Origin of the sequence: Streptomyces sp. C1-1, from assembly GCF_050214755.1 — a bacterium.
In the GTDB taxonomy this organism is placed as follows: domain Bacteria; phylum Actinomycetota; class Actinomycetes; order Streptomycetales; family Streptomycetaceae; genus Streptomyces.
In genome coordinates, this window is the sequence record NZ_CP189826.1 from 1,197,759 (window position 1) to 1,217,061 (window position 19,303).

At 70.8% G+C, this 19,303-nt stretch carries 16 protein-coding genes; 5 read left to right on the forward strand and 11 right to left on the reverse strand.

What is annotated here, in order from left to right; genetic code table 11:
• Positions 1-53 precede the first annotated feature (53 nt).
• Positions 54-260, forward strand: a complete 207-nt coding sequence (locus ACQF4J_RS05430) for a hypothetical protein (RefSeq protein ID WP_351563975.1) — start codon at positions 54-56, stop codon at positions 258-260.
• 15 nt (positions 261-275) lie between these two features.
• On the opposite strand, the gene ACQF4J_RS05435 is transcribed toward ACQF4J_RS05430, so the two are convergent.
• The gene (locus ACQF4J_RS05435) at positions 276-1,412 is read right to left on the reverse strand and encodes a sulfite oxidase (RefSeq protein ID WP_427164794.1); all 1,137 of its coding nucleotides are present in this window, start codon (positions 1,410-1,412) and stop codon (positions 276-278) included.
• Between the two features lie 153 nt (positions 1,413-1,565).
• Between ACQF4J_RS05435 and sthA the strand changes: the two genes are divergently transcribed.
• Positions 1,566-2,969, forward strand: coding sequence for a Si-specific NAD(P)(+) transhydrogenase (gene sthA, locus ACQF4J_RS05440; RefSeq protein WP_427164796.1), 1,404 nt, complete (start codon positions 1,566-1,568; stop codon positions 2,967-2,969).
• A gap of 29 nt (positions 2,970-2,998) precedes the next feature.
• Here sthA and ACQF4J_RS05445 read toward each other — a convergent pair whose 3' ends face one another.
• The gene (locus ACQF4J_RS05445) at positions 2,999-3,475 is read right to left on the reverse strand and encodes a DUF5709 domain-containing protein (protein ID WP_351803778.1); all 477 of its coding nucleotides are present in this window, start codon (positions 3,473-3,475) and stop codon (positions 2,999-3,001) included.
• Positions 3,476-3,809: 334 nt separating this feature from the next.
• Here ACQF4J_RS05445 and ACQF4J_RS05450 point away from each other — a divergent pair, with 334 nt between their 5' ends.
• Complete coding sequence (locus ACQF4J_RS05450; RefSeq protein ID WP_351563983.1) at positions 3,810-5,282, forward strand: APC family permease; 1,473 nt, start codon at positions 3,810-3,812, stop codon at positions 5,280-5,282.
• Between the two features lie 14 nt (positions 5,283-5,296).
• Entirely contained in the window at positions 5,297-6,256 is a 960-nt protein-coding gene (locus ACQF4J_RS05455; protein ID WP_351563985.1) for a hypothetical protein, read from the forward strand.
• 12 nt (positions 6,257-6,268) lie between these two features.
• Here the strand turns inward: ACQF4J_RS05455 and ACQF4J_RS05460 are convergent, their stop codons facing one another.
• From ACQF4J_RS05460 to ACQF4J_RS05475, 4 genes are all read right to left on the reverse strand, one after another.
• Positions 6,269-7,345 (reverse strand): HoxN/HupN/NixA family nickel/cobalt transporter, encoded by a 1,077-nt coding sequence (locus ACQF4J_RS05460; RefSeq protein WP_351564048.1) that lies wholly within the window; start codon positions 7,343-7,345, stop codon positions 6,269-6,271.
• A gap of 161 nt (positions 7,346-7,506) precedes the next feature.
• A complete protein-coding gene (prcB, locus tag ACQF4J_RS05465; RefSeq protein WP_351563987.1) occupies positions 7,507-8,361 on the reverse strand; it encodes a proteasome subunit beta in 855 nt (284 codons plus the stop codon).
• A 93-nt stretch (positions 8,362-8,454) separates the two neighbouring features.
• Positions 8,455-10,797, reverse strand: coding sequence for a glycoside hydrolase family 65 protein (locus tag ACQF4J_RS05470; protein ID WP_427164799.1), 2,343 nt, complete (start codon positions 10,795-10,797; stop codon positions 8,455-8,457).
• Positions 10,794-11,534 carry a beta-phosphoglucomutase family hydrolase gene (locus ACQF4J_RS05475; protein ID WP_427164801.1) on the reverse strand — a complete coding sequence of 247 codons (741 nt, stop codon included), beginning with the start codon at positions 11,532-11,534 and terminating at the stop codon, positions 10,794-10,796. The genes ACQF4J_RS05470 and ACQF4J_RS05475 overlap by 4 nt, the downstream gene beginning before the upstream one ends.
• Before the next feature lie 117 nt (positions 11,535-11,651).
• Between ACQF4J_RS05475 and ACQF4J_RS05480 the strand changes: the two genes are divergently transcribed.
• Entirely contained in the window at positions 11,652-12,332 is a 681-nt protein-coding gene (locus ACQF4J_RS05480) for a nucleoside/nucleotide kinase family protein (protein ID WP_351563993.1), read from the forward strand.
• Here the strand turns inward: ACQF4J_RS05480 and ACQF4J_RS05485 are convergent.
• The 5 genes from ACQF4J_RS05485 to ACQF4J_RS05505 all read right to left on the reverse strand — a co-directional run bounded on the left by ACQF4J_RS05485 (position 12,322) and on the right by ACQF4J_RS05505 (position 19,136).
• On the reverse strand, positions 12,322-14,154 hold the full coding sequence (locus ACQF4J_RS05485; protein ID WP_427164804.1) for a hypothetical protein: 1,833 nt from the start codon (positions 14,152-14,154) through the stop codon (positions 12,322-12,324). The genes ACQF4J_RS05480 and ACQF4J_RS05485 overlap by 11 nt on opposite strands.
• Positions 14,155-14,160: 6 nt before the next feature.
• A complete protein-coding gene (locus ACQF4J_RS05490; RefSeq protein WP_427164805.1) occupies positions 14,161-15,876 on the reverse strand; it encodes a hypothetical protein in 1,716 nt (571 codons plus the stop codon).
• Positions 15,877-15,878: 2 nt separating this feature from the next.
• Positions 15,879-16,781 carry a carbohydrate ABC transporter permease gene (locus ACQF4J_RS05495; RefSeq protein WP_351564000.1) on the reverse strand — a complete coding sequence of 301 codons (903 nt, stop codon included), beginning with the start codon at positions 16,779-16,781 and terminating at the stop codon, positions 15,879-15,881.
• On the reverse strand, positions 16,778-17,689 hold the full coding sequence (locus tag ACQF4J_RS05500) for a carbohydrate ABC transporter permease (protein WP_142145639.1): 912 nt from the start codon (positions 17,687-17,689) through the stop codon (positions 16,778-16,780). The genes ACQF4J_RS05495 and ACQF4J_RS05500 overlap by 4 nt, the downstream gene beginning before the upstream one ends.
• 115 nt (positions 17,690-17,804) lie before the next feature.
• A complete protein-coding gene (locus ACQF4J_RS05505; protein ID WP_351564002.1) occupies positions 17,805-19,136 on the reverse strand; it encodes an ABC transporter substrate-binding protein in 1,332 nt (443 codons plus the stop codon).
• Positions 19,137-19,303: the final 167 nt, after the last annotated feature.

Sequence of the window (19,303 nt, forward strand, 5' to 3'; positions counted from 1 at the left end):
CCGGGTACAGCACCGGGACCCAACAAGAGATCCGGACATGAGGAGCAGAGATCATGCCGATGTCACAGCCCGACGCGTCCGCGTCGTCCGAGGACCGCGTCACCCCGGACGCCCTGCTCCACACCCGCACCGGCACCGACGTGTCGCCGGAGGATCTCGTCCTCGCCGCAGGCAAGGACATCACGCCGCGCAGCCTGGAATGGGCCAGGCGCAAGCTGGAGACCGAGGGCAACGCGGCCATGGAGAAGCTGCTGCCCTAGGAACCGGACTCCGGGTCACTCCGCGCCGGGGGTCTCCTCCGCCATGCACAGGACCGGGACCCGCTGGACCAGGTTGTTGGCGAAACCGCCGCGGTTCCAGGGCTGTTGGAGCGGCTGGGTGTGGCCTTCGGCGTCGGTGGCCCGGGCGCTGAGTTCGTGCTCGCCCTCGACCGCCGTCCACACGAGGTGCCAGCGGCGCCACGCCCACGGCCGTCCGTCGTCCGGTTCCAGCTCGGCCTCCCGCCAGGTGCGTCCCGCGTCCGTGCTGACCTCGACGCGGGTCACCGGCGCCCGCCCCGACCAGGCGCGCCCCTCGAGCGGCACCGGGCCGGGCCGCACCACCCTGGCCCGGGACATGAAGTCGGGGAACCCGGGCGGGACGAGCAGCGCGCGCGGCACGATCCGGGTGACCGCCTCGCCCTCCTCGCCGGACTCCTGGCGCAGCCGGTAGGCGACCGCCTGCTGGAACCCGGTGAACGGCGTGTCGGTGACGGTGACTTCGCGCAGCCACTTCACGTGCGCCATGCCGTACCAGCCGGGCACGATCAGCCGCAGCGGGCGGCCGTGCTGCGGCGGCAGGGGGGCTCCGTTCATCGTGTGGGCGACCAGCACCTCGGGCTCGGTGCCGGTGGCCATGTCGATCGGCAGGGACCGCTGGTAGTCCTGCTCTACGCCGCGCTCCACGCCGTGGTCGGCGCCGGTGAAGACCACCTCGACGGCGTCCGCGTCCACTCCCGCCTCGGCGAGCAGCAGCCGCAGCGGTACGCCGGTCCACTCGGCGGTGCCGACCGCCTCGACCAGCCAGGGCTGACTGACGGGGCGGGGCGTCAGCAGCGCGCGGCCGTTGCCCGCGCACTCCAGGGTCACGCGGGTGGTGACCTGGGGAAACGCCCTCAGGTCGGCGAGGTCCAGCTGCAGCGGCCGGTGGACGCGGCCCGTGACGCTCAACCGCCAGGCCGTGTCGTCGGGTACGTACGGGATGTCGTAGTGGGTGAGCACGTAGTGCAGGCCGGGCGGGGTGACGTCGTAGCGGAGCGCTTCCAGCGGCAGGCCGTGGTTGCGGGTGGCCAGCGCCAGTTCGTCCCGGCCGATGCCCTCGTCGGGGGCGGCCAGCCGGGCGGGGGTGCTTGTGTCGGCGAGTCGATGGCCCATGGGCGCATTCTCGCGCTCGTCGGCCGGATCGGCACCTCCTCGCGAGCCGGCGGACAACTGCCCGACGATCGGAAGGGGTTCGGATCGATCAATGGGCATCCGTTGACCGTTCGCCCTTTCTAAGAGGGCCTTCGGGCTGACAGACTCCCGAGGGTGCCCGACTTCGACATACTCGTCATCGGATCCGGCCCGGGCGGCCAGAAGGCCGCCATCGCCGCGGCCAAGCTCGGCCGCCGGGTCGCCGTCGTCGACCGCCCCGACATGGTCGGCGGGGTCTCCATCCACACCGGAACCATTCCCTCGAAGACCCTGCGCGAGGCCGTGCTGTACCTGACCGGCCTGACCCAACGGGATCTGTACGGGCAGAGCTACCGGCTCAAGGACGACATCACCGTCGCCGACCTGACCGCCCGCACCCAGCACGTGGTCGGCCGCGAGGTCGACGTCATCCGCAGCCAGCTCTCCCGCAACCAGGTCGCCCTCTTCGCGGGCACGGGACGGTTCGTCGACCCGCACACCGTCGCCCTGCGCGAGGTGACCGGCAACGAACGCCTGCTCAGCGCCGAGAACATCATCATCGCCACCGGCACCCGGCCGGCGCGGCCCGACAGCGTCGAGTTCGACGGCCGTACGATCATGGACTCCGACAACGTCCTGGATCTCGAACGCGTCCCGCGCTCCATGGTCATCGTGGGGGCCGGGGTCATCGGCATGGAGTACGCCTCCATGTTCGCCGCGCTCGGCAGCAAGGTGACGGTGGTGGAGAAGCGGGCCGGGATGCTCGACATGTGCGACATCGAGATCATCGAGGCGCTCAAGTACCACCTGCGGGACCTGGCCGTGACCTTCCGGTTCGGTGAGACCGTGGCCGCGGTGGAGCGTCATGCGCGCGGCACGCTCACGGTCCTGGAGAGCGGCAAGAAGATCCCCGCCGACGCCGTGATGTACTCGGCCGGCCGGCAGGGTCTGACCGACGAACTCGACCTGGCCAAGGCCGGGTTGTCGGCGGACCGGCGCGGCCGGATCACGGTCGACGAGCACTACCGCACCGAGGTGCCGCACATCTACGCCGTCGGTGACGTCATCGGTTTCCCCGCGCTCGCGGCGACGTCGATGGAGCAGGGCCGTTCGGCGGCCTACCACGCCTGCGGTGAGCCGGTCGGCCAGATGGACGGCATGCAGCCCATCGGCATCTACACCATCCCCGAGATCAGCTTCGTGGGCCGCACCGAGGACCAGCTCACCGAGGACAGTGTGCCGTTCGAGGTGGGCGTCTCCCGCTACCGCGAACTGGCCCGCGGCCAGATCATCGGCGACTCGCACGGCATGCTGAAGCTGCTGGTCTCTCCCGAGGACCGCAGACTGCTCGGTGTGCACTGCTTCGGCACCGGCGCCACGGAGCTGATCCACATCGGGCAGACCGTGATGGGCTGCGGCGGCACCGTCGACTACCTGGTCGACGCGGTGTTCAACTACCCGACGCTGGCGGAGTCCTACAAGGTCGCCGCCCTGGACGCCACCAACCGGCTGCGGCAGATCGAGCACATCGGCGACTGAGCTCGGGATCGGCCGCCGACAGCCGCGAATCAGCCGCCCGGCAGCTCCGCGTCGTCCTCGACGACATGGACGGCGGCCTCCTCGGCGCCGGCGGCCCCGCCGTCGATGCCCACGTCGGAGGCGATCGCCTCCTTGGTGGTGTCGGGGTGCGCGCCCTCGTCCGGGGCGACCAGCCGGCCCGCGCGGTCCGTACCGGCCTCGGGGTCGACCGGTTCGCCCTCGCCGCCGGGGAGGTCGCCGACCTCGTCGCCGGCCGGCGGGGTGATGTCGGGGACCTCCTCGGCGAGCCGTTCGTCGAGGGTCTCCCCCTCGTGCTGCTCGGCCGCGGTGGTGCCGTGCCGGTTGACGCCGAGCGGCTTCTCCGGCGGGGAGTAGCCCTCGTCGAGGGTGGTGTCGTAGTCGCGTTCGTCGATGGCGTCCTGCAGGTCGAGCGGCGCCGCGTCCTGTTGCTCCTCGTTGGTTCCGGTGGGCTGGTAGGCGTCGTCGGCCATCGGGTCGGTGCCCATGAGTACCTCCTGGCGCACTGCGGCGGATCGCTTCGTACGGTGTCCTGATCCGCGTTTCCCGATGCGCGCCGTCCAACCTCCCCGGCCCCGGGCGGCTGATGAGATTACCCACTGGTCAATCTTGAAAGCTCAAAGTGTGGGGCTATCATCACTCGCACACACGCTGTGACTACCCGGCGACGCACTGGCCGGGCGCGATCCACCACGCCTTTCCCCAACCCCTGCCCCGAGGCCAACCCTCGCCGGTCAGAGGCTGGTTCTCCACCCCCCACTCCCTTACGTCGTCGGGGCCGGGCCGGCCTCGCGTCGCGCAATACGGAAAGCAGCGCAAACCATGAGCATGAACAGGGGCAGAGGGCTGCAGGCCAATGTCCTCGGTACCTTCGACACGGTGGTGATGGCCATCGCGGGCAGCGCCCCGGCGTACTCCATCGCCGCCACCACGGCGGTCCTCGTCGGCGCGGTCGGGCTCGCCAGCCCGGCCGCGCTGTTGTACTGCGCGATACCCATGCTGGGCATCGCCCTCGCCTTCAGCTACCTCAGCCGTATCGACGTCAACGCGGGCGCCAGCTACTCCTGGGTGGGCCGCACGCTCCACCCGTTCCTGGGGTTCATCAGCGGCTGGGCACTGGTCATCTCGGCGACCATCTTCATGGTCGCGGGCTCGCTGCCGGCCGGTTCGATGACGCTGGCCCTGTTCGACTCCGGGCTGGCCGACAACACGGCGCTGTCCACGGTGGTCGGGGCGGGCTGGTTCGTGGTCATGCTGCTGGTGGTGCTGGGCGGCGCCCGGCTCACCGTCCGCGCACAGCTCGTCATGTCCGGCGTGGAGCTGGCCATTCTGGCGCTGTTCGCGGTCCTCGCCTTCTTCCACACCGGCAACGCCCGCGCCTTCGACTGGTCCTGGCTGGGCTTCTCCCACTTCGACGGGGTGGCGGGCTTCGCCTCGGGCGCGCTGGTCGCCGCCTTCTACTACTGGGGCTGGGACGTCACCAGCAACCTGAGCGAGGAGACCCGCAACTCCCGTCGTACGACGGGACTCGCGGGCCTGATCGGGGTCGGCATCGTCTTCCTGCTGTTCGAGGTGTTCACCATCGCGGTGAACGTGATCCTGTCCTCGAAGCAGATCGAGGACAACGACGCGAACGTGCTGGGCGTGCTCGGCGAGGAGGTCTGGCCCGGCTGGGGCGGCAAGCTGCTGATCGTGGCCGTGATGCTGTCGACCATCGCCACGCTGGAGACCACCCTCATCCAGGTCACGCGCTCGCTGTTCGCCATGGGCCGCGACCGCACGATGCCCTCCGCCCTGGGCAAGGTGCACCGCACATGGAACACGCCGTGGGTGGCGATCGCCGTGGTCGGCGGGGTGGCGCTGGCGATGTTCATCGCGTCCAACGCCCTGGGCTCCGTGGGTGAGATCCTCGGCGACGCGATCTCGGCGATCGGTCTGCAGATCGCGGTGTACTACGGTCTCGCGGGCCTGGCCGTGGTGGTCGCGTACCGCAAGATGCTGCTGAAGTCGGTGGGGAACTTCCTGCTCGGCGGTCTGTGGCCGCTGTTCGGTGCCCTGTTCATGTTCTGGATCTTCGTCGAGTCGCTGGGCGAGCTCGACCCGGCGGCGATCGCGATCGGCATCGGCGGCCTGGCCGTCGGGCTCGTGCCGATGCTCTGGTACTGGAGGCAGGGCAGCGACTACTACCGGCCCGCCCGGCTGGACGCCAGCCGCACGGTGGAGGCGGAGTACGTGCCCGAGGACCTGGCGGTGGCGAACACACATGCCTACGAGGGTCTCCCGACCGACTTCTGAGGGAGATTCCCCCGATGGCGCGAGACCGCTTCGCCCCCGACTTCGATCCCGACTGCGGCGACGCCGCCCTCACCGACGCCTCGCACGACATCGTCATCGGCCGCTGGCAGGGCCTCAGGGACCTGCTGCGGACGACCGGCGCGGACTGGCTCGCCCGCGGTCACCGCGTCCGCACGCTCGCACAGGCCTGCGCGAGCAGTTCGACCGCGGAGACCTGGGTGGCCGCCGAACCGCGCAGCGCGGACGCGCTGGTCCTGCGGGCGGCGACGGAGACGGCCCGGGCCTTCAACGTGGCCATCGCCGCGGGCCGGGGCTCGCCGATGGACCAGCACCGCATCGACACCGCGGTGACGGCCTGCCTGCTGGCGGCGGAGGCCTATCTGGACGATCCGACGCCGTGGATCTCGCTGATCTCCGTGGCGCGGCTGTACCCGCAGGGGGTACGCCGGCAGGAACTGGCGCGCTGGTGGGACGAGTTGCACCAGCGCGACCCGTACAGCGTGGAGGGCCATCTGCAGGTCCTGCACTACTACTCGGCCCGCTGGCACGGCAGTCACGGTCTGATGTACGACTTCGCCCGTGACGCCGCGGGAGTGGCGCCGCCGGGCTGCGCGCTGCCGGTGCTGGTGCAGTACGCGCGCGTGGAGGAGTACCGCTTCGCCCTGGACGCCGGTCACAGCGGCCGCAGCGCGGTGGGTCTCGGGCAGCACTGGAACAACGACGGTGCGGTGGGCGACGAACGCCGCACCTGGCAGCGGTGGATCATGGGGCGGGTCGAGAGCGAGATCGCCCCGGGTGAGCTGCGCGACTTCAACTATCTGGCGCACGCGGCCTGTCTGGCCGGGGACAAGGAGATCGCGGGGCCGCTGATGCGCATGCTGGGCCGGCGCGCGACGCGCACGCCCTGGTCGTACACCGGGGACGCGGAGCAGCAGTTCGTCAAGTGGCGCAAGGAGCTGAGGCTGCGCGGCTGAGGTGCGGCGGGTCTACTCGGCGGGCTGTTCGGCCGGCCGGGCCAGGCCCGCCGTCCACTTCTCCTCGATGCGGCCGAACTTCCACACCAGCAGGGCGACGAGCCAGGTGGCGAAGAAGAGGCCGACGATCACGAAGCCCACGACGTTGAGGTCGAGTCCGGCGACGCGGTCCCAGAAGGGGCCGTGCAGGCCGAGCTTCCGGGCGAGCAGGCCGAGGAGTTCGGCGGTGCCGATGAGCAGGGCGACGGCGACCGAGAGGCCGGTGATGGTGAGGTTGTAGTAGACCTTGCGGACCGGCTTGGAGAAGGCCCAGCCGTAGGCGAAGTTCATGAACGAGCCGTCGATGGTGTCGAGCAGCGACATGCCGGCGGCGAACAGCACGGGCAGGCACAGGATGGCGTACCAGGGCAGGCCGGAGGCCGCGCCCGAGCCGGCCAGCACGAGCAGCGCGATCTCGGTGGCGGTGTCGAAGCCCAGGCCGAAGAGCAGCCCGAGCGGGTACATCTGCCACGACTTGGTGATCGACTTCGTGACGCGGCCCAGCAGCCGGTTCATGAAGCCCCGCTTGTCGAGCTGCTCCTCGAGGGCGGCCTCGTCGAAGTGGCCGGAGCGCATCTGCCGGAAGACCTTCCAGATGCCGGCCAGGATGACGAGGTTGATGGCCGCGATGACGTAGAGGAAGGTCCCGGAGACGGTCGTGCCGATCACTCCCGTGACGTCGTGCAGTTCGGAGGCGTCGTCGCGGACCGGCCCGGCGACCGCCTTGATCCCGAAGGACAGCAGCAGCGCCAGGACGAAGACGACACTGGAGTGCCCGAGGGAGAACCAGAAGCCCACCGACAGGGGCCGCTTGCCCTCGCCCATGAGCTTGCGGGTGGTGTTGTCGATGGCGGCGATGTGGTCGGCGTCGAAGGCGTGCCGCATCCCCAGCGTGTACGCGGTGACGCCGATACCGATGCCGAAGGACTTCTCGCCGACGCTGTAGTGCTCGGGCGCGACGATCCCGACGAGCGTGAACCAGCCGATGACGTGCAGGGCGACGACGAAGGCGGCCATGCCGCCGACCCTGGTCCACTCCTCGCGTGTCATGGAGGTGCGGACGCGGTGCCAGGTCATACGGGTGGTTCTCTCTTCCGGGTGCGTGGCGGTTGCGGCAGGCAACCTGATGCCATCATCCCGTACTTGCACATCATATGCAGTAAAGCCCGCGGCAGCTCTTCACCATGGGCGGGAAAAGACATGGGACTCCCTCAGGGAGCGGCGTTCGGCCCGTCCGGGCGGTTGCGGCGCTGCTCCACCATCTCCCGGCTGAGCTGCTCCGTCTCCTGCTCGGGGAGCCGTTCGAAGCCGTCCTCGGTGATCACCGACACGATGGGGAAGATCCGCCGGCCGATGTCGGGGCCGCCGGTCGCGGAGTCGTCGTCGGCCGCGTCGTACAGGGCCTGGAGGGCGGCCAGAGCGGCCTCGCGCCGGTCCATGCCGGCGCGGAACAGCTTCTTCAGGGCGCCTCTGGCGTACGGCGATCCCGAGCCGTCGGCGTGGAAGTCCCGCTTCTCGTACAGGCCGCCCGCGACGTCGTAGCCGAAGATGCGGCCCCTGCCGCCCTCGGGGGCGGCGGGGTCGTATCCGGCGAGCAGCGGGACGACCGCCAGGCCCTGCATCGCCTGGCCCAGGTTCTGCCGGATGATGCCGGCGAGACGGTTGGCCTTGGCGGCGAGGGTCATGGGGATGCCCTCGATCTTCTCGAAGTGGGCCAGCTCCACCTGGTACAGCTTCACCATGTCCAGAGCGAGCCCGACGGAGCCGGCGAAGGCCACGGCCGTGTGGTCGTCCGCCGGGTGCACCTTCTCCAGGTCCCGCTGGGCGATGAGGTTGCCCATCGTGGCCCGGCGGTCCCCGGCGATCAGCACGCCGTCGCGGTAGGTGAGCGCCAGCACGGTGGTGCCGTGCGGGAACCGGTCGGTCCCGGCGCGGACGCCGTCGGGGAACGGGCGGCGCGTGGGCAGCAGTTCGGGCCGGTGCGCGGCCAGGAACTCGGTGAACGACGCGGTCCCGGGAGTGAAGAACTCCTCCCCCAGCCGCCCTCCGGAGTCGCTCGACGTCATGCCGTTCCCCCTCCTCGTCGCACCGACAACGAACTCCTACCTGAAGCGGGCCGGCGGGAAACACCGATGCGGTTCGCACAGCGCGCGGCGCCGTCAGCGTCGGTTGGGGCTGCGGTGCGGCGGCTGCTCGGGGGCCGGGCGCACGGGTGGCTGCGGCACCGTGCGCAGGACGGGGGTGTCCGTGCGGACCGTCACCGCGGTCCCGTGGTGGCGGATGGTCAGCGGCGGTCCGGAGAGCAGGGTGTACGTGGCCTTGTCGGGGCCGATCTCCACGCGCAGCCGGCGGCCGAGGAGCTGGAGGTTGAAGGCCAGCCGGCTCAGCCGTTCGGGCAGGCACGGCGCGAAGGTCAGTACGTCGCCGTCGCGGCGCAGCCCGCCGAAGCCGGCGACCAGGGCCGTCCACGTCCCGGCCAGCGACGCGATATGGAGCCCGTCGCGCGTGTTGTGCTCCAGGTCCTGCAGATCCATCAGCGCGGCCTCGCCCGTGTAGTCGTAGGCGAGTTCCAGATGGCCCGCCCGGGCGGCGACGACGGCCTGGACGCAGGCGGACAGGGAGGAGTCGCGCACGGTCAGCGGCTCGTAGTAGGCGAAGTTGCGCGCCACGTGCTCCTCGTCGAAGAAGCCCGCGCAGGTGTACATCGCCAGCACCAGGTCGGCCTGCTTGACGACCTGTTTGCGGTAGAGGTCGAAGTACGGGAAGTGCAGCATCAGCGGGTACTGGTCCGGGCGGGTTTCGGCGAAGTCCCAGCGCTGGTGGCGGGTGAAGCCCTCGTGCTGTTCGTGCACGCCGAGTTCGCGGTTGTACGGGACGTACATCGCGTCGGCCGCGTCCCGCCAGGCGGCGCTCTCCTCGTCGTCCACGCCGAGCTGCGCGGCCCGGTCCGGGTGGCGCTCGCAGGCATCGGCGGCGGCCAGCAGGTTCGCGCGGGCCATGAGGTTGGTGTACGTGTTGTCGTCGGCGATGGCGCTGTACTCGTCGGGGCCGGTGACGCCGTCGATGTGGAAGTCGCCGCGGTGGTCGTGGTGGCCCAGCGAGCGCCACAGCCTGGCCGTCTCCACCAGCAGCTCGACGCCCGCCTCCCGCTCGAACTGCTCGTCCCCGGTGGAGGCGGTGTAGCGGACGACCGCGTCGGCGACCGCCGCGTTCACGTGGAAGGCCGCCGTGCCGGCCGGCCAGTACGCCGAGCACTCCGAGCCCTCGATGGTGCGCCAGGGGAACGCGGCGCCGCGCAGGCCGAGTTGGGCGCTGCGTTCACGTGCGGCGTCCAGGGTGCTGTGCCGCCAGCGCAGCGCCTCGGCGACGGACTCGGGCGCGGTGTAGGTCAGCAGCGGCAGCACGAAGGTCTCGGTGTCCCAGAAGGCGTGGCCGTCGTACCCGGACCCCGTCAGGCCCTTGGCGGGGATCGCGCGCTGTTCGGCGCGGGCGCCGGCCTGCAGCACGTGGAAGAGGGCGAAGCGGACGGCCTGCTGGATCTCCTCGTCGCCGCCGACCTCGACGTCGGCGCGCGCCCAGAAGTCGTCGAGGGTCTCGCGCTGTTCCTCGGCCAGACCGGCGAAGCCGCCGACGCTCGCCGCGGCCAGCGCCGCCTCGACCTGGTCGCTCATCGCCGGTTTGGAGCGGGTGCCGGACCAGCCGTGGGCGACCAGCTTCTCCACCCGCAGCCGCTCGCCGGGTTCCAGGACCGAGGTGACGGTGAGCCGGGCGACGTCCTCGTTGCTCTCGCTGCTCGTGCTCGTGCCCTCGGGGCCGTCGATGACGTGGTCGGCGGCCACGGCCACCCGCAGACCGCTGCGCCGGGTGCGGTGCACCAGCCGCAGCCGCCGGCCCGCGGCGAAGTCCTCCTCCGGCTCCAGCGGCGACTGCAGCGCCTTGGCGGCCCGCGGGTCGCCCTTGGTCTCGGGCAGCGTCTCGTTGGCGACGAGCTCCGACTGGATGACGACGCGCGTACGTGCCTCGACGGGCTCCACCTCGTAGGAGACGGCGGCGATCGCGCGCTGGGTGAGGGAGACGAGCCGGGTCGAGCGCACCCGTATCGCCGTGCCCGCCGGGGAGACCCATTCGCAGACCCGCTCCAGCACTCCCCGGCGCAGGTCGAGATTGCGCTCGTGGGAGACGAGGCGGCCGTAGCGCAGGTCGAAGGGCGCGTCGTCGACGAGCAGCCGCAGGACCTTGCCGTTGGTGACGTTGATGACCGTCTGGCCGGACTCGGGGTAGCCGTAGCCGGCCTCCGCGTAGGGCAGCGGGTGCAGTTCGTGGACGCCGCCGAGGTAGGAGCCGGGCAGTCCGTGCGGTTCGCCCTCGTCGAGGTTGCCGCGCCAGCCCACGTGGCCGTTGGACAGGGCGAAGACCGACTCGCTCTGGGCCAGGACGTCGAGGTTCAGGGCGGTCTCGCGCACGCACCACGGTTCCACGGTGTACGAGCGGTCGCTGATCACTCCTGCCCTCCCAGCTCCGCGAGGTCCTTCACGACGACGTCCGCGCCGTGCTTGTACAGCGCCTCGGTCTGGCCGACGCGGTCGACGCCGACGACGTATCCGAAGTGGCCCGAGCGGCCCGCGTCCATGCCGGCCAGCGCGTCCTCGAAGACGGCGGCCCGCTTCGGCTCGACGCCCAGGTCGCGGGCGGCGGCGAGGAAGGTGTCGGGACGCGGCTTGCCCGGCAGCCCGCGTTCGGCCGCCACGACGCCGTCGATGCGTACGTCGAAGAGGCGCTCGGCGTCGATGGAACGCAGTACGTCGAGGGTGTTGGCGCTGGAGGAGACGATCGCGGTGCGCAGACCCAGCTTGCGCGCGGCCTCGATGTAGCGCAGCGTGCCGTCGTACGCCTCCACGCCCTGGGTGCGGATGCGCTCCAGGAGCAGGACGTTCTTGCGGTTGCCGACGCCGTTGACCGTCTGGGCGTCCGGTGGGTCCTCGGGGGTTCCCTCGGGCAGTTCGATGCCGCGGGAGGCGAGGAAGGTGCGCACGCCGTCGGCGCGCGGGCGGCCGTCGACGTACTCGTCGTAGTCGGCGGCGGAGTCGAACGGCCGGAAGTCCTCGCCCTCGCGTTCGCGCAGGAACGCGTCGAACGTTTCCTTCCAGGCGGCCGCGTGCACCACGGCGGTCCTGGTCACCACACCGTCGAGGTCGAAGAGGCAGGCCTGGATGTCTTCGGGGAGTCCGAGCAGCGTCATACAGGACACCGTTCCCCATAAGGAGAACTCCAGTGAGTGGCCCGCACCACATGGGCGGCAAAATCTTGCCGTCCGGCCCGGGACTCCCTGCCGTGGCGCGGATGGCACACTCGTGTTGTGCCGCTGACCTTCGACGACCTCCTCATCCGTGCCCGCGCCCTGAGCAGGGGCGACCGGCGCGCGATCCTCGGCATCACGGGCAGTCCCGGCGCCGGGAAGACGACGCTCGCCGAGAGCCTGGTACGGGAGCTGAACGGGACGGGCGAGCCGTGGGTGGCGCACGTCCCGATGGACGGCTTCCATCTCGCCGACGTCGAGCTGGACCGGCTCGGCCTGCGCCACCGCAAGGGCGCGCCCGCCACCTTCGACTCGGCCGGGTACGCGGCGCTGCTGCGGAGGCTGCGCGAGACGGACCCGGAGGCGGCCGGCGACGTGGTGTACGCGCCGGGCTTCGAGCGGGTGCTGGAGCAGCCGGTCGCGGGGGCGGTCCCGGTGCCGCCGACGGCGCGGCTGGTGGTGACGGAGGGGAACTATCTGCTGCTGGACGGCGGCGCCTGGCCGCGGGTGCGGCGGCAGCTGGACGAGGTGTGGTTCTGCGAGCTCGACGAGCGGGAGCGGCTGCGGCGGCTGATCACCCGGCACGAGGAGTTCGGCAAGGGGCACCAGGAGGCGGTCGCCTGGGTGATGCGCAGCGACCAGCCCAACGCCGAGCTGGTCGCCGCGACCCGGGACCGGGCGGACCTGGTGGTGCCGGCGGGCGTGCTGGACCGCCCCTCGCCGCTGGGCGTCACCGACTGACCGCGCGCAGCGCCAGCCGGGGCTCCCCCTTGTCGTCGTCCGGTCCGATCACGGCCGTGAACTGTGCTGTGGTGAGCGTGAGTTCCTCGCCGCTCCGCTCCACCGAGACCGTGATCGGCGTCTCGGAGCCGTAGCGGACGGCGAAGACGTGCAGGTCGTCCGGGGTGCCGGGGACCGGGCCCGCTTCCAGGGCCGTCGAGCTGACCAGGTGCCGCCAGCCCTCGTCCGGGTTGCCGTAGCCGCGCGGGTCGGCCGCGAGCGCGAAGGCGGCCTGCTCCTGGAGGAGTTCGGCGCGGGCGTCGAAGTGCTCGGCACCGGTGGCCCGCGGGTGGGTCAGGCGCAGGATGCCCGCCGAGGCGACGGCTCCGGCGGCGGTGCGCCGCACCCGGTCGCCGTCGTCCTCGGCGTACGGCAGCCCGGCCAGCAGGTACGGCGTCCCGTCGAGGCGTTCGACGGCCACCGTCGTCCACAGGGTTTCGCCGTCGGTGACGTACAGGGACCGTACGTGCCGCAGGACGTGGTCGCGGCCGACGACCGGTTTGGTGACCAGCTTGGCCGTCAGGCCGTCCGCCCGCAGGTCACGGACGCGAACCTCGCCCATGGGCCGGCACATCAGGAAGCCGTCGGTGACGGGCCCGAAGCCGTGCTGGCGGCCGACGGCGGCGGCCAGCCAGTAGGTGCCGGCCGCCTCGACGACGGCCGGGGTCATGCGGTCGTCGAACGCCACCGAGACCGTGCCGGCGCGCAGTTGGTGCCGGGCCGGGGTGGGGCGCGGCTCGCGGTGCCAGGGCGTGGTGTCCTGGATCTGCCAGACCAGCATCCAGGCGAAGTGGCCGTCGACGCCGCCGTCCGGCTTGCACGCGTGCCGGGCCCAGCGGCTGTCGCCCCGGTAGCGGCCCAGGTCGGATCCGATGCGGGCGCTGAAGTACCGCAGGCCCAGGACGGATTCGAAGGCGGAGTGCTGCTCGCTGTAGCGCGGGCCGCCGTTGTCGAAGCCCCCGCCCGTCAGCCGGGCGTCGATGTAGCGGGCGAGCGCGTCGCCGTCCTCGGCGAACATCGCCTCGCCGCTGATCCGGTGGGCCTGGGCGAGGAAGGACAGGGAGATCGGGCCGTAGTTGTTGTCGTAGGCGCCGCCGTGCTCCGGGGGCAGCAGGGCGCCCCGGTCGCGGACGCGGTGGGCGCGGATCTCGTCGGCGTACAGCTCCAGCGCCCGGGCGCGCACCGACTCGCCCTCGGCGTCGGGCAGATGGCGGGCCAGCATCAGTCCGCCGACCACGCAGCCGATGGCCTGGTTGCCGGCCTCCTGCGGGTTGAAGAAGGCGGCCTCGGTCAGCCAGCGCCAGTAGCCCCGGGCCAGCTCCAGCAGCGCGGCCCGCTGTTCGTCGTCGATCAGGCCCTCGGCGGTGTCCAGGACGTTGACGGCCTGCAGCAGCGCCCACACCGTGCTGGGCCAGTCGCCGATGGGGTGAGCGCCGGCTTCGAGGACGTAACGGGCGTACGGCAGACCGGAGTTGCGGGTCCGCAGGTTCGGGTAGCCGGGGTTGTCCTCGACGTACACCCGCTCGCGCAGATGGAAGGCGAGGCTGCGGCGCACCGCCTCCGGCAGCCGCGGGTCCTTGCCGCGCTGCCAGGCGAACGCGAGCAGGGAGGTGATGCCGAGCGAGGTGTCGCCGATGTCGTCGACGCAGTCGGGGTGTTCGAGGTTGCCCTCCGGCGTGAGCCGGGCCAGGGCCTGCTCGACGACGTCGGCGAGGACGGCGTCGTAGGCCTCATGGGTGTCCGGCAGGTCGTGCAGCGGTCCGCGCTGGTGGAGGAGGTGCACGTGTGCTCAGTCCTTCGTGCCGGAGCCGGCGCGCACTGCGAGGGTCAGGGTCTGCGGGCCGTGGCCGCCGATGTAGACGCGGTCGCCGGTCGTCGCGTCGGTGCCGCCCACCACGGTGTGGTCCTGCCCCGGGTCGTACCGCAGTATGTCGCCGCGGTCCGGTCCGGCGAGCGGTTCGCCCGCCTCGACGTCCACCTCGACGCGGATCTCGTCGTCGCCGGCGCGGTAGGTCATCGGTCCGGTCGTCAGGCACCAGTGCCCGTCGCCGATCGGTACGGCGCCCTGCGGCGCCCCGCCCGGCCGGAAGGTCAGTTCGAGCGACCAGGGCACCCGGGGTCCGCTGATGTCGATCCGCAGGTCGGCACCGTCGTCGACGAGGTCCACCTCGACACGGGTCGTGTGCGAGACCTCGTCCCGGGGCCGGTCCGGGAAGGACATCGCGGCGGAGAAGCGGCCCTCGTCGCCGACCCGGTAGACGCCGTCGTCCCGTCGCAGGTCCGGCGGGAGCGGCTGGTAGTAGGCGGCCGTGAGGGTTTCGGTGAGCCGGTAGCGGGTGTCGGTGAGCCGGTGCATGGCAGCGGCGCGGAACGGGCCCAGGTCGAAGAAGCCGCGCGAGAGACGGACCGCGTCGAGGACGGCGTCACCGGCGAACAGGCGCAGGAAGGTGGGATTGCAGGCGAGGCCCGAGCGGATGCGCCGGTGCTCGGGGACGTCGGAGCCGCCGTACACCACCGTGTGCGCGGTGGCGGAGGCGCGGTCGGCCAGGCGCGCGGTGGCGAGGTACCGCGCGCGCGGGAATGTCCCCGCGACCGGGGCGGGCAGGGCGCGGCACAGGTCCGGGGTGAGGAGGGTCTGGGCGAGCAGGTCGGGGTCGTCGATGCCCCCGGCGGCCGCCAGCCGGGCCGCCCGGCTGAAGTCGCCCCGGCCGGTGCGGATCGCGAGCAGCCGGTAGTGCGGCAGGTAGGGCGCGAGCGGGAAGGGGTGGTTCTGGTCCTGGCGCCGCGAGTGGACCGTCTCCACGGTGCCGTCCGGCCTGATCAGGTCGAGGGTGGTGGTGAGGTTGCGTTCGACGGCGTCCAGCAGGTCGGCGCGGCCGAGGACGTCGGCGAGGAGCAGCAGCGAGGGGTTGGACACGTGGGCGGCGTAGTTGGCGCTGCGTTCCGAGTACAGACCCTCCGCGTCGATGTCGACGCCCTCGCCGAGCCACTGCTCGATGCGGTCGAGCAGCCGGGCGTCGGGGAACGACCGGTGCAGTCGGGCCAGCGCCGCGCACAGCTCCCAGCGGTGGTTCGGGGTGTGCACCCCGCCGGTCAGCAGACTGCCGGCGGCGGCACCGGCGATCTCCGCGAGCGCGGCCGTGACCTCGCGCAGTTCCGGCCCCGCGCCGGCGGCGAGGACGTGCGCGTCGCACACGTCGTTGACGGTGAACGCCGAGTCCGGCGGTGACTGCACGTTGTCGCCGCCGGCGAAGAGGCCGGTGGAGGTCTGCGCGGCCAGCAGGGCGCGCAGATGGCTCGTCGCGGCGGCGACGGCCCGCCCGCTGCCGTGCAGCGCCGAGTCCGCGGAACGGTACGCGGCGACCAGGGTCTTCACCCGGCGTGCCAGCACGCGGTGGGTCACACCGGCGGGTTCCTCGTCGGGGCGGGCCGCCAGTGGAGCGGCCTGCCGGTCGGCGGCGCGGGCCGCCGCGCGGACGAACTCGGGGTCGAGCGGGGTGGGCAAGGTCAGTCCTTCAGTCCGGCGTTGATGTCGGCGCCCATCACGTAGCGCTGGAAGACCAGGAAGATGGCGATGAGCGGGATCATGGAGATGACCGACGCGCCGAGCAGGACCGACCAGTTGATGTTCTGCGCGCCGACGATGCTCTGGATGCCGATCTGCACGGTGAACTTGTTGGGGTCGTTGAGCATCAGCAGCGGCCAGATGTAGTCGTTCCACCGCCACTGGAAGGACAGGATGGCGAGGGTCAGCATGATGGGCCGGGAGAGCGGCACCATGATCCGCAGGAAGATCGACAGTTCGCGGGCGCCGTCGATGCGCGCGGCCTCCACGAGTTCGTCGGGAACCGTGAGGAAGAACTGGCGGAACATGAAGCATCCGGTCGCGGTGAGCACGGCCGGCAGGATGATGCCCGCGAAGGAGTTGTAGAGGCCGAGGTTGCGGACCACCAGGAACTCGGGGGCAAGCATGACCTCGCCCGGCAGCATCGTGGTGGCCAGAATGCAGAGGAAGAAGGCCTTGAGCCACTTGTTGTCGTACTTGGCCAGCGCGTAGCCGGTGCAGCAGCTGACGCCCACGGTGAGGATCGTCGTGATCACGCACACAATGGCGGTGTTGACGAAGTACTGGGAGAAGTTGGCGCTGTCCCACGCGGCCTTGAAACCGGACAGGGTGGGGTCGTGCGGTACCAGCGTCAGCGGATAGGAGAACAGGTCGCTGGCCGGCTTGAAGGAGCTGAGGACGAACCACAGCACCGGCAGCCCGTAGAGGCAGGCCAGGATCCACAGCAGCGTCGTCGCGGACACCGCCCGCCGCAGCCCGCCGCTGCCCGCTCGGCGGGGTCGCTTCTTGGCGACGGCCCGTCCGGGACCGGCGTCGACGGGGCGAGGAATGTCTGTGGTTGTCATCGGTTCTCCACCCGCCGGTTGACGATCAGCTGGATGATCGCGACGGCCATCAGAATGAGCATGAGCACGAACGACGCGGCGCTCGCGTAGCCGATCTGACCCCGTTTGAAGCCGGTCTCGTAGATGTACTGGACGAGCAGGTTGTTGGACGTTCCGGGTCCGCCGTTGTTGAGGGCGACGAACACCGGGTATTCCTTCATCGCGTTGATCGTGTTGAGCAGGATGACGATGAACGAGGTGGGCGCGATGCTCGGCAGCGTGATGCTGACGAACTGCCGCCAGGGGCCCGCTCCGTCGAGGGAGGCCGCCTCGTAGTACGAGGTGGGCACGTTCTTGATCGCCGCTATGAACAGCAGCATCGAGAATCCCGTCCAGGCCCAGGACGCCGCCATCACCACGACCAGCAGGGACAGGTCCGCGTTCGACTGCCACGGCACGGCGCTTCCGCCGAGCTTCTCGATGACGTAGTTGACCAGTCCGAAGTTCTCGCCGAACAGCCACCGCCACAGGACACCGACGACGATGGGCGACAGCAACCACGGGATGAAGAAGATGACGCGGGCGACCGACGTGCCCTTGGCGTGCTTGCTCACCACCAGGTTGGCGGCGGCCAGCGCGAGCGCGAAGTTCAGCGGCACGAAGAGCACGGCGTACAGCAGCGTCCGCGTCAGCGCGTCGTAGAAGGTGGAGTCGCCGAACAGGTTGTGGTAGTTGTCCAGTCCGACGAACTGGAACGCCCCCACGCCCGTGTAGTTCGTGAAGGAGTAGACGAGCCCGATCACCGCCGGCCAGACGAAGAACAGCGCGAAGAGCACGACGTTGGCCGCGATGAGGACGAGCGGCGCGAGAACGTACTTACTGCGTCTCCTGGGCGGGCTCGCGGACACGGCCGAGGCGCGTTTTGTCATCTTCCTGACTCCGTGCTGGTGGAATGGATTGCCGTGGGCTCGGGCCGTGGGCCCGGCATCACATGGGCGCCAGGGCCGGGCGGCGGGGTCTGGGCCCGCCGCCCGGCCCTGTGGCCTACGATGCGCCGCCGACCTGCTGGTTGTAGCCGGCCACGATGTTCTCCAGGGCCTTGTCGGCCGACTGCTGGCCGTTGATCGCCTTGCCGAGCTCCGTCTTGGTCGGGTCCTCGGTGAGGCTCTTGCCCTTCAGCACCCAGTTCGTCTGCGCGCCGTTGAAGTAGCCCGAGATCGGGGCGTAGAGCGGGATCTCCTCGTTGTAGAGCTTGAACGCCGCCTGCGCCGCCTCCGACTTGAAGGGGTACTTCGGGCTCAGACCGCTCTCGACGGGCAGGAACCCGGACGCCGCGCACAGCTCGGTGTAGTGAGCCGGCTCGTACAGCCAGGACATGAACTTCTTCGCGGCGGTGGCCGCGGCGCCGTTGTTGTTGAACCCGACCATCATGCCGCCGCTGTTGACGTCGCTGGCCTGCACCGGCTCGGCGGGGGTCGGGACGCTCGCCCAGTCGAACTTCTTGATGGACTCCGAGAAGGCGGCGACCTGCCACACGCCGGACCAGTAGGCGACCACGTCACCGCTCTGGAACATGGCCGACGGGTCGGCGCCGCTGGTCCACACCGACTTCGGCATGGTCTTGTCGTCGTTCCATCCGACGAAGGTGTTCACGGCCTTCTTGGTCGCGGCGTCCACCGAGAACTTGCCGGAGGAGTCGGCGTGGACGTACTTGCCGCCCAGCTCGTACACCATGGCGCGAAGGCGCGAGGGCGACTGGTCGAACGTCAGGGAGTACTTGGCGCCCGTCTTCTCGCGGACCTTGTTCGCCGCCTTGATGAAGTCGGTCCAGGTCCAGGTCTTGTCGGGCGAGGTCGGGAAGGAGACCCCGGCCTTCTCGAACAGCGACTTGTTGATGAACAGGCCGGACGCGGTGACGTCCGAGGGGATGGACAGCACCTTCCCGGACGCGTCCTTCGCCAGGAAGTTGGCGTTGATGTTGTTCGCCTTGTTGTTGGCGATGGAGCTGAGGTCGACCAGCTTGTTCGACCAGATCGGGTCCAGCGCCGGGACGGCCGCCACGTCGGGCAGGGAGTTCGCCTGCGCGGCGTTGTGCAGCTTCGTGGTGTAGCCGTCGTAGGGGATGTTGACCAGCTTGACCTTGACGCCGGCTTCCTTCTTGTACTGCGCGACCAGCTTCTTCCAGCCCGCGTCCTGGCCCGGAACCGTGGAGATCCAGAACGTCAGCGACTTGGAGGTACCGCCCGAGCTCGACCCCGAGCCTCCGCAGGCGGAGAGCAGCAGGGCACCTGCCGTGGCAACGGCAGCGAGGGGAACCACACGGCGTATGCCGCCGCGGCCGAGTCGGCGGGAGCGCCGCACACCCACATTGGTCATCTTCGATCCCTTTTTCGTCGTAGGAGACGGAGCACGGCGCCGATCAGGGCGGCACGGGTGCATTTTGCAGGAAATTTCGCTTTCCGGGGGTGCGGCCTCGCCCGGCCGCGTCGCCTCGACGGGTGGGATCCCCGGCCCCGAGGGCCGTCGTCGCACAAGCACGCCCT